Consider the following 13,642-nt stretch of genomic DNA (forward strand, 5'->3'; position numbering starts at 1 on the left):
CGACTACCCCTTTTCCTCTGTCTTTTGTCCGTGGCCCATCACCATTCTACCTATGGCACCCTTTATCCTCTCCCTGTAGGTCTGAAGGAAAACGTAGAGACCAGGGATCAGAAAGATGCCGAAGGTCGAGGCTATGCTCATGCCGAAGAACATTGTCGTACCGACGTGAAGACGGCTACCGGCCCCGGCTCCTGTGGCAAAAAGCATGGGCAGAATGCCTATAACGCAGGTGAAGGCGGTCATCATGACCGATCTAAACCGCTCGGACGCCGCGATACCCACCGCATCTATCACGGGTAGTCCCTTCTCGTCGTGCTGTTCCTTGGCGAACTCCACTATGAGTATGGCGTTCTTGGCCGACAGCCCCACAAGCAACAGTATGCCAAGCTGGGCATATATGCTGAGAGACAGCTTCATCACGAATATACCGACCAACGCGCCGAGCAGAGCTACCGGCAGAGAAAGGATAACTCCCAGGGGAACGGACCAGCTCTCGTACTGGGCCACCAGGAACAGATACCCGAACAATACCGCTATTGCTATTATCATGACCGTCTGACCACTGGACTCCCTCTCCTGATAGGTCATGCCGGAGTAGTCCACCTTATAGCCCTCGGGAAGCTCCGAGGCCAGCCTCTCGACCACCTCTATGCCGTTTCCCGACGAAAAACCCGGGGCTGTGAAGGCCATCACAGACGCCGTAGGGAACAGATTGTAACGGCTTACGGCCCTTGGGGCCAGGGTCTTATGGAGCTTCATGAAACTGTCCACCGGAACCCTTTCTCCCATCCTGTTGTTCACGAAGATATTGCCTACGTTGGACCTCTCGTTCCTGTAAGGCCAGTCGGACTGTAATATGACCTTGTTTACCGTCGTGCCTATGTTTATGTCGTTGACATAGGCCGTTCCGAAATAGGTCTGAAGGGTGCTGAAGGCGTTGTCCAACGGCACCCCGAGCATCTCGGCCTTCTCCCTATCTATGTCCAGAAACAGGTGGGGAGTGTCTGCAGTGTAGGTGCTGAAACCGTACATGAACTCAGGAGCCCTGTTAAGCTTCATTAGGAATTCGCCGGTTACCTGGGCGAGCCTCTGAGGATCGTTGTCCACCGTGGACTGTAGTCTGACGTCCAGCCCTCCAGCCATTCCCAAGCCCTGTATAGCCGGAGGGGTGAAGACGTTCACCCTGGCCTCGGGGATCGATGCGGCTATGGCCTTCACGTTTTCCACTATGGCGTTCAGTCCTGTCTCAGCGGTTTTTCTCTCGGACCAGGTATCCAGGTTTATTATAAGAGACGCCACATTCTCTCCCGAGTCTCCCAGCAGGCTGAATCCCACTACGTTCATGACGAACTTGACCCCCGGAATCCTCTCCAGCTGGGGCACCAGTTTTTCCATGACCGCATCGGTCCTCTCCTGGGTGGCTCCCTCGGGAAGCTGGACCACCGCGAAGGCCGCCCCCTGGTCCTCGTCCGGGACGAAGGCGGTGGGGGTTATTCTCATGATCCCTACCGCCACGGCCATGACCAATGCCAGCAGTCCCAACGTGACGAGAGTCCTTCTGGCTATCCACAGAGACCCGGCCACGTAACCCCGGGAGGCCTTTGAGACCATCCGGTTGAACCAGGCCAGAGGTCCTCTGGTCTTTGGCTTTATGCCGTGAAGCATATGGGCGCACATGGCTGGGCTCAAGGTCAAAGCCACCACCAGGGAGAACACGACCGAGAAGGACACCGTGACCGCGAACTGACGGTAGATTTCTCCCGTCATTCCTCCCATGAATGCCACAGGAACGAATATGGCCAAAAAGACCAGTGTGGTCGCCGTCATAGGCCCTGTGACGTCCTTCATGGCCTGAACGGTGGCCTCCACGGAGCCCACTCCGTCCCTTTCCATGACGTAGAGAACCCTTTCGACCACTATTATAGCGTCGTCCACGACGGTCCCTATTACCAAAACGAAGGCGAACAAGGTCAGTATGTTTATGCTGAAGCCCAGCGTCATCAATCCTATGAAGGTCGCCAGAAGCGATATGGGAATCGCCATGACCGGCACCAGGGTGACCCTCCAGTCCTGAAGGAACACGTAACACACCAAGACCACCAGGGAGAAGGTCAGCGCCAGGGTGAATAGGATCTCGTGGATGGTCTCCTTGACGTACTCGGTGGAGTCGTATCCTATAACGAACTCCATGTCAGACGGCAGAGTCTTGGAAAGATCCTTCAGGGCCTTCTCCGTTGCCCTCATAGCATCCAGAGCGTTGGAATCGGACGCCTGGGACAGCAGCATCATGGCCACAGGAGCGCCGTTCAACCCGGCGTGGAAGGTGTAGTCCTCTGAGCCCAGCTCTATCCTAGCCACGTCCTTCAGCTTGACCATAGCGCCGTCCTCGGTGGTCCTTATGACGACGTTCTCGAAGTCTCTCACGCTGCCGAGCCGCCCCTTGGTGGTCAAGGTGTAGACCAGAGAGTTGCTTCCATCGCCCGGGGCAGCCCCGATCGATCCGAGAGAAGCCTGTCTGTTCTGGCTGGAGATGGCTCCGGCCACGTCGGAGGTGCTGAGTCCCATAGAGGCCAGCCTGTCCGGATCCAGCCACACCCTTATGCTGTACTTGGCTCCCATTACCTGGACGTCCCCGAGCCCTGGAACCCTCTTGAGAGCGTTGCTGACGTTGTTCTGGGCGTAGTCAGTCATGAAGGTAGAGTCTCTCGTCCCGTTCGGTGAGATGAGGGCAACGAAGCCCAACACGTCGGAAAACCTGGACTCGGTGGTTATGCCTCGGGCCGTGACCTCGCCGGGCAACAGAGGCTCGGCCTGCTGAACCCTGTTTTGGACCTTAACCAAAGCCATATCCGTGTCGGTTCCGGTCTTGAAGGTTATGGTCAGAGAATAGCGTCCGGTGTTGCTGGAGGTGGAGTTCATGTAGATCATGTCGTCCACGCCGTTTATGGCCTCCTCCAGAGGAATCCCGACGGTGTTGGCCAGGGTCTCGGCATCTGCGCCTGGATACATGGCCTCGACACTTATCTGGGGAGGAGCGATGTCGGGATACTGCTTGACCGGCAGGTTCAGAGCCGCTATTCCTCCGGCCAGGGCCAGTACCACCGCTATGACCATGGCGAAACGGGGACGTTCTATGAAAAATTTTGAGAACATGGTTTAACCGTCTATCTCCCCGTCGCCCGACACGATCGGCTTGAGATCGTAATCGGACGCCTGGGCCAACTCCGCCGGCGATTTATCCCCGCCGGTCTCCTCCTGAATAGGAGAGACGACCACACCGGGCCTGACCGACTGAATCCCTCGGAACACTATCCTCTCGCCGCCCTCGAGACCGGAGAGAACCTCGCAGTTTTTACCTATGGAATCCCCCAATACTACTCCCCTCCTGTCCACCTTATTGGCCTCGTCGACGACGTAGACGAAATCTCCCTGGCCATCGGCCATGACGGATTCCTGAGGTATGACCGGAACCACCTTGGACTTGGAGGGCCTGGCCTCTACCCTGACCATAGAGCCGGGAACGAGGGCTCCCCCATCGTTCTCGAACCTCAGGCTGACCATTATGGTGCCGGTACCCTTATCCATGACGTTATCCTCGAAGTCCCTCTCGCCTTTTTTGGGGTAGACCTCTCCGTTGGCCAACTTTATGGTCGCGTCGAACACCGACTGATCCCGGTTTTTGAAGGAATCCAACTGATCCAGATATTCCCTGTCCGACAGTGCGAAGGAAACCCTTATGGGATCCATCTGCACTATCTTGGTCAGGGTCGTAGACCCCGCCGGGGTGACGTAGTTACCCTTGGTATAGAACGCCTCTCCCACCTTTCCTGTTATAGGGGCCCTTATCTTGGTGTAGCTCAGGTCTATCTGAGCCAGAGACAGAGACGCCTTGGCCTGCTGTACCTGGGCCTTAGCCTGGAGAAGATCGCTCTGAGCCATATCTATGTCCGACGCCGAGACGCTCCTGGGATCGGCGGCCTTGAGTCTCTTCAGATACTTGGAGGCCCTGTCGTAGTTGGCCTCCGCCTTGGCGAGCTCGGCCTTCCTGAGAGAGACGGTAGTCCTGAACCGTCTGTCGTCTATGGAGAAAAGAAGGTCGCCCTCCTTCACCATAGAACCTTCCTGGAAGTGAACCTCGGCTATCTCGCCGCTTATCTGGGGCCTTATGGACACCGACTGTATGGGCTCCACCCTGCCGATATACTCCCTGGGGACGGCCAAATCGGCCTTTCGAACCACGTGGAGCACCACCACGGGAGCCTGAGGCTTGGCCTGTTCGACCGCTTGAGCCTGAGCCCTGGCCTCGTCCTGCGCCTTTCCGACGAAGTACTCCCTTCCGAAGAAAGCCGCCGCTCCCAATATCAGGATCAGCAAAACCACCTTCGCCGAACCCCTTCTGCCTACGTTACCCATGTATAAAAGCACCTACCCTTCGAACTCGAAAAATTCAATCCGCCAACAGACCCCTTATGACCAGGTCTCTGACGGTATACACGTAAACCTCTCCGGGGAAACTCACCATCCCCGCTGCAAACTGCTTGGCTACCCCCATGGTCATGGCGTTTATGGCAGCCTCGGCCATGGCGGGCTCGATAGGTCGAAACACTCCGGACTTCACCCCCATGGCTATGACCTCGGCAATGACCTTTCTGACCTCTCTCATAGGGTGATCCTCGTGACAGGCCTGATCGGGGTCTATATTTCTACGCAGATCCTTGTCCTCGTAATAGGCCTGGACCGTGGCGGAGATCAGCTTTCTCTTCTCGTAGAGGTCCATGAAGGTCTTGTCCACTATTTTCCTCAACAATTCGACAGGATCGGACTTGCCCAGGTCGACGGATCGAACGAACTCCCTTATCTCCTCGGTGTTCCTCTCCATCACGGAAAAAAGGATATCCCTCTTGTCCTTGAAGTAGTTGTAGACCGTACCCTTGGAGACACCGGCCTCCTTGGCTATCCGATCCATGGTGGTACCTTTCCAACCATCTTCCTGAAGGAGCTTCTCAACCGCCGAGATGAGAGAATCTCTGGTCATCCTCTCCAACACGGCCTTCTTCTTGGCGGAAAGCCTCGCCATGGCCTACACCTCCCCATCATATCCATGACCAACGGTTTTTATTTTGACCGACGGTCATCATAGGTAAGAGAGTCTAATCGATTGGCTGCTCTTTGTCAACGACGGTCTTACCGAAAAACCGCTCGACTTACTGAGCGGCAAGTTAGCTTAGCAAACAAAAAAGCCGACACCTGAGTCCTCCGTTGACGAACAACCGTCAGGGTCATAGAATAAAACAAATGATTTAAACGTATGTTTAAAAAGGAGACCCGACATGACAGAGATAAAGGCCACTAAGCAGAAGATCCTCGACGCAGCAGGAATGGTCTTCGGCGAGAAAAGTTACAACGAGGCCACGATCAGGGAGATATGTTCCCTGGCCGAGGTGAACCTGGCGTCGGTAAACTACCACTTCGGGAGCAAGGAGATGCTCTACCGAGCCCTCCTGGAGGACATACTCACCACCATCATAGAGCGACATCCGGTTGTGCCGCCGGGAGACCACTCCGCCGAGGAAAGGCTGGCCTTTTTCCTGAGGGCCTACGTCAACCGGCTCGTCGGAGAGGCTCAAATCCACGGCAACGAGGGGAGAATAGCCCTTCTTTCACGGGAGCTGCTGCATCCCTCGCCGATAATGACGGAACTCATGGTCAAACACATCTACCCCCAAAGGGACATAGTCATGTCCACCGTGGCGGAGCTTTTGGGAGACAGTGCCACGAGACGTCAGGTGCTGCTTTGCGTCATGAGCTCGGTGAGCCAGTGCTTCTACATGATATTTTTCGGCGACACCATAAAGGCCATCGGCCTGGCCGGAGAGGCCAAGGAGATAGACATGGACACCCTCGCCCGCCACACCGCGACCTTCGCCCTGGCGGGAATAAAGGCGATTCGAGAGGGAGGAAAGATCGATGGATAAAAAGAAAGCTTTTATAGGTATCGCCGCGGTAGCAGCGGCCCTGACGATGGCGGCAGCTGCGTCCTGGACCCTGGGAAAAAACGGGAACGGGGCCCTCTCCCTTTCCGGAACGGTGGAGGCCACTACGTCGACCCTCAGCTTTCGTGTAGGAGGATATGTAAAGACCGTCTACACCGATGAGGGAGACCGGGTAAAAAAAGGGGAGGTCCTGGCAAAGCTGGACACCGAAGATCTGAAGCTGGCGCTGGAGACTGCCATAGGAGAACAGATCATGGCGGCGGCGAACTTGGAGGAGCTGGAGAAAGGCAGCCGCCCGGAGGAAATAGCCGCTGCCAGCGCCGACGTCCAGAAGGCCAAGGCGGCCTTGGCCGAGATGGAGGGAGGCTCCAGGGTCCAGCTGATAGCCGAGGCCCAGGCCAGGCTGAACCAGGCCGTCGCCGCCAGACGATCCGCCGAGGCTACTTTAGAGATGGCCAAGGCAGACGACGAAAGGTTCAAAAGCCTCTATAAATCGGGGTCCATAGGCCAGAGAGAGTACGAATCCTACAGGACGGCATATCGCAACGCTCAGGAAAAACTCCACGAAGCGAGAGCATCGGTGTCGGCCGCCTCCCAACAGCTGAGTCTTTTGAAGGAGGGAAGTCGCAGAGAGGACGTTCAACAGGCCTACGCCGCCCTTCAGGGAGCCCAGGCCCGCTACGACCTCGTAACGGCAGGACCGAGAGAGGAAGTAAAGGCCCAGGCCAGAGCCAGGCTGAGAGCCTCTAAGGCCAAGACCGACATGGCCGCTCTGAAATTGGAATACGCCGAGCTGAGGGCTCCCTTCGACGGAACGGTGCTGGTGAAGGCCTCGGAAGAGGGGGAGAACGTCTCTCCCGGAACACCGGCCTTCTCCCTCGCCAGGCTGGACCGACCATGGATAAGGTGCTTCGTAATGGAGACCGACCTGCCCCACATAGCCCTCGGTCAGAGCGCCTTGGTGGAGATAGACGGACTGGACCGCGGGATCGAGGGGAAGGTGACATACATATCCTCCCAGGCGGAGTTCACTCCCAAAACGGTGGAGACCAGAAAAGAACGGGTCAACCTGATGTACCGCATAAAGGTCCGGGTCGATAACGACGACGGAGTTCTAAAGATAGGCATGCCAGTCACGGTGAGGATAACTCCGAGATGACCGCCCTCGTCGATGTCCATGACCTGGAGAGATCTTTCGGGAGCCTCCAAGCGGTGGCTCACCTGTCCTTCTCTGTAGACCCAGGGGAGATTTTCGGCATAGTCGGCCCGGACGGAGCCGGAAAGACCACGGTGCTTCGAATACTGGCCACCGTGCTGGACGGAACAGGAGGCTCCGCCATGATCGACGGCCTTGACGTGTCGGAGGAACCGGACCGAGTCAAGGATAGAATAGCCTACATGAGCCAGAGGTTCGGCCTCTATCCGGACCTGACGGTGGAGGAAAACGTCGACCTCTACGCCGACCTATACGGCCTACCCAAAAAAGGTAGATCCGAAAGGGTGGACGAGCTCCTTCGCTTCAGCTACATGGACCCCTTCAAGAAGAGGCGGGCGGGTGCCCTGTCCGGAGGGATGAAGCAGAAGCTTCAGCTGGTCTGCGCCCTGATCCACACCCCGAAGGTACTCCTCCTGGACGAGCCGACCAACGGGGTGGATCCGGTAAGTCGACGGGATTTCTGGCGAATGCTATTCGGCCTGTCGGACCGAGGGGTCGCCACGGTGGTAACCACGGCCTACATGGACGAGGCGGAGCGATGTCACAGGATCGCCCTAATGGACAAAGGGAGATTTCTCGGACAGGGAACCCTGGAGCAGGTAAGGTCCCTCATGTCGGGCAGACTGTACTCCTTCACCACCAGGGCACCGAGAAAAGCGGCAGAGGCCTTTAGGACCAGGGATGGCTGGCACTCCACCCCCTTCGGTGATTCGATCCACCTGGAGTGTCCCGACGACGTCGCTTCCTCGGAGATAGAGGCCATCCTGCGAACGGCCTCTATACCTCACGGTACGGTGGAGGAGACGATTCCGTCGCTGGAGGACGTCTTCGTGTCGGTGGTCTCCGAGCCCCGAGGGGAGAGGGCGATGGCACCTCCGGGAGAAATACCCCCCTTCGAAGACGGGACGGCGGTAACGGCTAATAACCTCACCAAGACCTTCGGCGACTTCACCGCCGTAAACGACCTGTCCTTCGAGGTATTCCAGGGGGAGATTTTCGGCTTTCTCGGCCCCAACGGAGCTGGCAAGAGCACCACTATAAGGATGCTCTGCGGCCTGCTTTCCCCCAGCTCGGGACGGGCGGTGGTGGCCGAAGTGGACGTCGGGAAGGATCCCGAGTCGGTCAAGTGGAGGATCGGCTACATGAGCCAGAAATTCTCCCTCTACGAGGATCTGACCGTGGAGGAGAACCTGAACTTCTACGGCGGAATCTACGGCCTGGACGACTCCAGACTGAAGGAGAGAAAGGAATGGGCCCTCGACATGGCCGACCTCTCTCGCAGGAGAGGCGACATTGCAGGATCCCTCACCGGGGGATGGAGACAGAAACTGGCTCTGGCCTGCGCCGTGCTTCACGAACCTCCGATAGTGTTTCTCGACGAGCCCACCAGCGGGGTGGACCCGGTTAGCCGACGGACCTTCTGGGAGCTCATAAACGACATGAGCGATAGAGGGATAACGGTGTTCGTCACAACCCACTACATGGAGGAGGCGGAATACTGCAACCGTCTGGCCATGATCTTTCGGGGAGACATGATAGCTCTGGGTACCCCGGGAGAGCTGAAAAAACGTACAGACACGTCCTCCATGGAGGATGCCTTCGTAGAGCTGGTGGAGGGAGGCGAGAAAAGTTGAACCTCCAGAGGCTGTCCGCACTGATAAAAAAGGAGTTCATACACCTCGTCCGGGACCCCAGAAGCCTCGCTCTGGCCGTGGCCATGCCGGTGATACTGATACTACTGTTCGGCTACGCCCTGAAGATGGACCTTAAGGACGTCCCCACGGTGGTATGGGACGGCGACGGCAGCCCCCAAAGCAGGGAGCTCATCTCCCTCTTCGACGGATCGCCCTACTTCGACGTGGTCCTTAACGGAAAGACCCTGAAGGACCTGGAAAAGGCCATAGATCGTGGAGATGCCCTGGTGGGACTGGCAATACCGGCGGATTTCTCCGAGGCGGTTCTGTCCGGACGAGCCTCCCGATTCCAGGCGGTGGTGGACGGATCTGACGCCACGACAGCCAGAATGGCGTCGGGCTACGTGTCGGCCCTGGCGATGGCTTTCTCCCCTAAACTCGCCCCATCCTTCAGGGCTCCGATCTCCTTGGTTAGTCGAAGCTGGTTCAACGAGGCCATGGAGAGTACCTGGACACTGGTCCCGGGGGTGATAGCCATAGTGATGGTGGTCATAGCGGCTCTTCTAGCCAGCACCACTATAGCGAAAGAGTGGGAGACAGGCACCATGGAACAGCTCATAAGCACCCCGATCAGGAAGGGAGAGCTACTTACCGCCAAGATAGCCCCCTATTTGGTCATAGGACTGGGAGACATAGTCCTGTCGGTCGCAGCGGGACGTTGGCTCTTTGGGGTACCTCTCAGGGGCAACCCGGCGCTGCTCTTTGCCGCCGGTACGGTTTTCCTGCTAGGATCGCTCCTATTCGGACTACAACAGAGCGCCAGACTGAGGTCCCAGCTTCTGGCAAGCCAGGTGGCCGTCATGGCAAGCTACGTGCCGACACTTCTTATGAGCGGTTACGTATTCTCCATAGCTGATATGCCGATGCCGCTTAGGTGGTTGACCTACGTAATCCCGGGAAGATATTTCATATCCATACTTCGGGGAATATACCTGAAGGGAGTGGGCCTTTCCGTGTTGTGGCTGGACCTGGCCTTTCTCGCCCTGTACGGCACTCTGATGGCCGTTTTGACGGCTAAGGCCATGAGGATGAAGGTGGATTGACATGTGGAAGAGACTCGAAAGGATGCTCGTCAAGGAAGGGCTCCAGATAGTACGGGATAAAAGGATGAGGCTTCTTGTGTTCGCCATGCCGGTGATGATGATGCTGGTAATGTCATTCGCCATGACCACCGACCTCCGTCAGGCAAAACTGGTGGTGCTGGACCTGGACAGGACGCCGTCCTCACGGAATGCTATCAGGAGCTTCGTGGCGGGACGTCATTTCTCTATGGGGTGGTACGTCTCTTCTCCAGAGAAACTGAAAAGCCTCATGGACCGGGGAGACACCAGGGCAGCGCTCTGGATACCCAGAGGATTCGAAGCGGATATCCTATCCAGGCGGGGAGCCTCCATCCAGATACTGCTGGACGGAACCTACTCCCTCGACTCCGGAACCATATTGAGCGCAGCCTCGGCGGTGGTAAGAAGGCTGAACGAGGAGCTGCTTCCACCGGGATCGATGGGCGAAGCGGTGGACCTCAGGCTGAGGAACTGGTTCAACCCAAACCTGGACAGCGAAAGATACTACGTTCCGGGGCTTATAGCCATGATGTTGACCCTACAGAGTCTACTGGTCGCTGGGGTTTCGATCGTCAGAGAAAAGGAGATCGGAACGATAGAGCAGATAATGGTAACCCCCATAAGGGGGATCGAGTTCATACTGGGAAAGACCCTTCCCTACATGGCAATTGCCTATCTGATAATGACAGCCATGCTCGCCATAGCCTTCGTAGTATTCGACGTGCCCTTTAAGGGAAGCCTGGCGCTGCTCTACGCTCTCACCGCGATTTTCCTAGCGGGGAACCTGGGTTGCGCCCTTCTGATAAGCGTAAGCGCCACCACCCAGCAACAGGCCCTCTTGACTGCGTTCTTCTTTCTCATGCCAGCCATACTGCTAAGCGGATTCGTCTTCCCTGTCCGGAATATGCCCCTTCCGGTCCAATGGCTCACCGCTTTGAACCCTCTAAGGTGGTATCTGGAGATTATGCAGGCCATCCTCTCCAAGGGAGTGGGTCTATCGGACCTGATACCTCAGGTATCGGCCCAGACCGCTCTGGCTCTGGTCTCACTGACCGCCGCCGCCAAGGGATTCCACAAAACCCTATAGAACAAACCAGACATAACGCGACCAGCCCCGACCATCGAAGGATGGTCGGGGCTGGTCGTAGAAAGGAGAAAAGACTCTTGGCAGCGACCTACTCTCCCACGAAGCGAATCGCAGTACCATCGGCGCTGGAGGGCTTAACTGCCGGGTTCGGCATGGGACCGGGTGTACCCCCTCCGCAAAAGCCACCAAGAATCTTTCCAAACTATATATAAGCTCCCTGACAAGGAACAAAGAAAACAAAAAGAGGTTAAGGCCTCGGCGTATTAGTACCGGTCAGCTCCACGCGTTGCCACGCTTCCACCTCCGGCCTATCTGCCCCGTCGTCTACGGGACGCCTTACCTGCTTACGCAGTGAGGTATCTCATCTTGGAGGCGGCTTCCCGCTTAGATGCCTTCAGCGGTTATCCGTTCCGCACATAGCTACCCAGCTTATGCATCTGGCGACACAACTGGTACACCAGCGGTGCGTCCACTCCGGTCCTCTCGTACTAGGAGCAGCTCTCCTCAAATACCTTACGCCCATGGTGGATAGGGACCGAACTGTCTCACGACGTTCTAAACCCAGCTCACGTACCGCTTTAATGGGCGAACAGACCAACCCTTGGGACCTGCTTCAGCCCCAGGATGCGACGAGCCGACATCGAGGTGCCAAACCTCCCCGTCGATGGGAACTCTCGGGGGAGATCAGCCTGTTATCCCCGGGGTAGCTTTTATCCGATGAGCGACGGCCCTTCCATTCGGTACCGCCGGATCACTAGGACCGACTTTCGTCTCTGTTCGACATGTCTGTCTCACAGTCAAGCCATCTTATACCCTTACGCTCTTCGGGCGTTTTCCATTCGCCCTGAGATGACCTTTGCGCGCCTCCGTTACTCTTTAGGAGGCGACCGCCCCAGTCAAACTGCCCACCTGACAATGTCCCGCTCTCCGATTCAGAAGCAGCGGTTAGAAACTTAACACAACAAGGGTGGTATCCCAACAACGCCTCCACGAATACTGACGTACTCGCTTCTCAGGCTCCCACCTATCCTGTACATGATGTGCCGAGTCCCAATGCCAGGCTACAGTAAAGCTCCACGGGGTCTTTCCGTCCCACCACGGGTAACCGGTGTCTTTACCGGTACCACAATTTCACTGGATCCATCGTCGAGACAGCGCCCAAATCGTTACGCCATTCGTGCAGGTCGGAACTTACCCGACAAGGAATTTCGCTACCTTAGGACCGTTATAGTTACGGCCGCCGTTTACTGGGGCTTCGGTTCAAAGCTTCGCCCGAAGACTAACCTCTCCCCTTAACCTTCCAGCACCGGGCAGGCGTCAGACCCTATACGTCGGCTTGCGCCTTCTGCAGAGTCCTGTGTTTTTAGTAAACAGTCGCTTGGGCCTGGTTTCTGCGACCACCCTCAGCTCCACCAGCATTAGCTTCACCAGGGTGGCACTCCTTCTCCCGAAGTTACGGAGTCAACTTGCAGAGTTCCTTAACGATGGTTATTCCACTCACCTTAGCCTTCTCAGCCAGACCACCTGTGTCGGTTTCGGGTACGGGCGTTCTCTTCCTCCCTAGTGGCTTTTCTCGGCAGCGTGGCGTCAATGTCTTCGCGCTCGTAAGCACTCCCCTTCAGGTCTCAGCATTATCAGGTAGGTGGATTTTCCTGCCTACCCTGCCTACTCCCTTGGACCGGCTCTTCCATCCGCCGGCTACACCTAGCCTCCTGCGTCACCACTTCGGTAATAACGTCCAAGAACGGGGCAGGAATGTCTACCTGCTGTCCATCGACTACGCTTCTCAGCCTCGCCTTAGGTCCCGCCTAACCCTGGGCGGATCAACCTTCCCCAGGAAACCTTGGTCTTCCGGTGAACAAGATTCTCACTTGTTTGTCGTTACTCATGCCTGCATTCTCACTTCCCATCGGTCCACCGCACTTTACAATACGGCTTCACTCCAATGGCAACGCTCCCCTACCGATGTATTTACATACATCCCGTGGCTTCGGTGTCATGCTTAGCCCCCTACATTTTCGGCGCAGAGATCCTCGACCAGTGAGCTATTACGCACTCTTTAAAGGATGGCTGCTTCTAAGCCAACCTCCTGGCTGTTTGGGCATCTCCACATCCTTGCCACACTTAGCATGTCTTTGGGACCTTAGCCGACGGTCTGGGCTGTTTCCCTTTCGACCACGGACCTTATCACCCGTAGTCTCACTCCCAGGCTTCACGTCTCGGTATTCGGAGTTTAGTTGAATTTGGTAGGACCCCAGTCCCCCGCATCCATCCAGTGCTCTACCCCCGAGACGAAATACCTGAGGCTGCACCTCAATGCATTTCGGGGAGAACCAGCTATTACCCAACTCGATTAGCTTTTCACTCCTAACCACAGCTCATCCAAATCTTTTTCAACAGATACTGGTTCGGTCCTCCATGAGGTTTCACCCTCACTTCAACCTGGCCATGGCTAGATCGTCGGGCTTCGGGTCTACTACGTGAAACTTGCGCCCTGTTAAGACTCGGTTTCCCTTCGGCTGCGGACCTTATAGCCCTTAACCTTGCTACACGCAGTATCTCGCAGGCTCATTTTTCAATAGGCACACCGT

The 13,642-nt window shown here is 56.7% G+C and carries 8 protein-coding genes and 2 rRNA genes (1 of these 10 cut by a window edge); 5 read left to right on the forward strand and 5 right to left on the reverse strand.

Features of this window, described 5'->3' with window-relative positions:
• Window positions 1–3: 3 nt before the first annotated feature.
• From DPEP_RS02785 to DPEP_RS02795, 3 genes are read right to left on the reverse strand one after another with little or no spacing between them, the layout of a single operon-like run.
• Complete coding sequence (locus DPEP_RS02785) at window positions 4–3,153, reverse strand: efflux RND transporter permease subunit (RefSeq protein WP_005659383.1); 3,150 nt, start codon at window positions 3,151–3,153, stop codon at window positions 4–6.
• A 3-nt stretch (window positions 3,154–3,156) separates the two neighbouring features.
• Window positions 3,157–4,413: an efflux RND transporter periplasmic adaptor subunit gene (locus tag DPEP_RS02790; protein ID WP_005659384.1), complete on the reverse strand. Its 1,257-nt coding sequence runs from the start codon at window positions 4,411–4,413 to the stop codon at window positions 3,157–3,159.
• A gap of 34 nt (window positions 4,414–4,447) precedes the next feature.
• Window positions 4,448–5,077: a TetR/AcrR family transcriptional regulator gene (locus DPEP_RS02795; RefSeq protein WP_005659386.1), complete on the reverse strand. Its 630-nt coding sequence runs from the start codon at window positions 5,075–5,077 to the stop codon at window positions 4,448–4,450.
• A 253-nt stretch (window positions 5,078–5,330) separates the two neighbouring features.
• On the opposite strand from DPEP_RS02795, the gene DPEP_RS02800 reads away from it, so the two are divergent.
• Genes DPEP_RS02800 through DPEP_RS02820 form a run of 5 tightly spaced genes read left to right on the forward strand, consistent with a single transcriptional unit; the run spans window position 5,331 to window position 11,051 of the window.
• Window positions 5,331–5,975 carry a TetR/AcrR family transcriptional regulator gene (locus tag DPEP_RS02800; protein WP_005659388.1) on the forward strand — a complete coding sequence of 215 codons (645 nt, stop codon included), beginning with the start codon at window positions 5,331–5,333 and terminating at the stop codon, window positions 5,973–5,975.
• Window positions 5,968–7,152: an HlyD family secretion protein gene (locus tag DPEP_RS02805; protein WP_005659390.1), complete on the forward strand. Its 1,185-nt coding sequence runs from the start codon at window positions 5,968–5,970 to the stop codon at window positions 7,150–7,152. Before DPEP_RS02800 ends, DPEP_RS02805 begins: the two co-directional genes overlap by 8 nt.
• Window positions 7,149–8,843 carry an ATP-binding cassette domain-containing protein gene (locus tag DPEP_RS02810; protein WP_005659392.1) on the forward strand — a complete coding sequence of 565 codons (1,695 nt, stop codon included), beginning with the start codon at window positions 7,149–7,151 and terminating at the stop codon, window positions 8,841–8,843. Before DPEP_RS02805 ends, DPEP_RS02810 begins: the two co-directional genes overlap by 4 nt.
• Window positions 8,840–9,946: an ABC transporter permease gene (locus tag DPEP_RS02815; RefSeq protein WP_005659393.1), complete on the forward strand. Its 1,107-nt coding sequence runs from the start codon at window positions 8,840–8,842 to the stop codon at window positions 9,944–9,946. Before DPEP_RS02810 ends, DPEP_RS02815 begins: the two co-directional genes overlap by 4 nt.
• A gap of 1 nt (window position 9,947) precedes the next feature.
• The gene (locus tag DPEP_RS02820) at window positions 9,948–11,051 is read left to right on the forward strand and encodes an ABC transporter permease (protein WP_005659395.1); all 1,104 of its coding nucleotides are present in this window, start codon (window positions 9,948–9,950) and stop codon (window positions 11,049–11,051) included.
• A 75-nt stretch (window positions 11,052–11,126) separates the two neighbouring features.
• Here DPEP_RS02820 and rrf read toward each other — a convergent pair.
• Together rrf and DPEP_RS02830 are read right to left on the reverse strand one after the other, a co-directional pair.
• Window positions 11,127–11,241: ribosomal RNA gene (rrf, locus tag DPEP_RS02825) — 5S ribosomal RNA — on the reverse strand.
• A 53-nt stretch (window positions 11,242–11,294) separates the two neighbouring features.
• Window positions 11,295–13,642: ribosomal RNA gene (locus DPEP_RS02830) — 23S ribosomal RNA — on the reverse strand (it continues 629 nt past the right edge of the window).

The organism is Dethiosulfovibrio peptidovorans DSM 11002 (assembly GCF_000172975.1).
GTDB lineage: Bacteria > Synergistota > Synergistia > Synergistales > Dethiosulfovibrionaceae > Dethiosulfovibrio > Dethiosulfovibrio peptidovorans.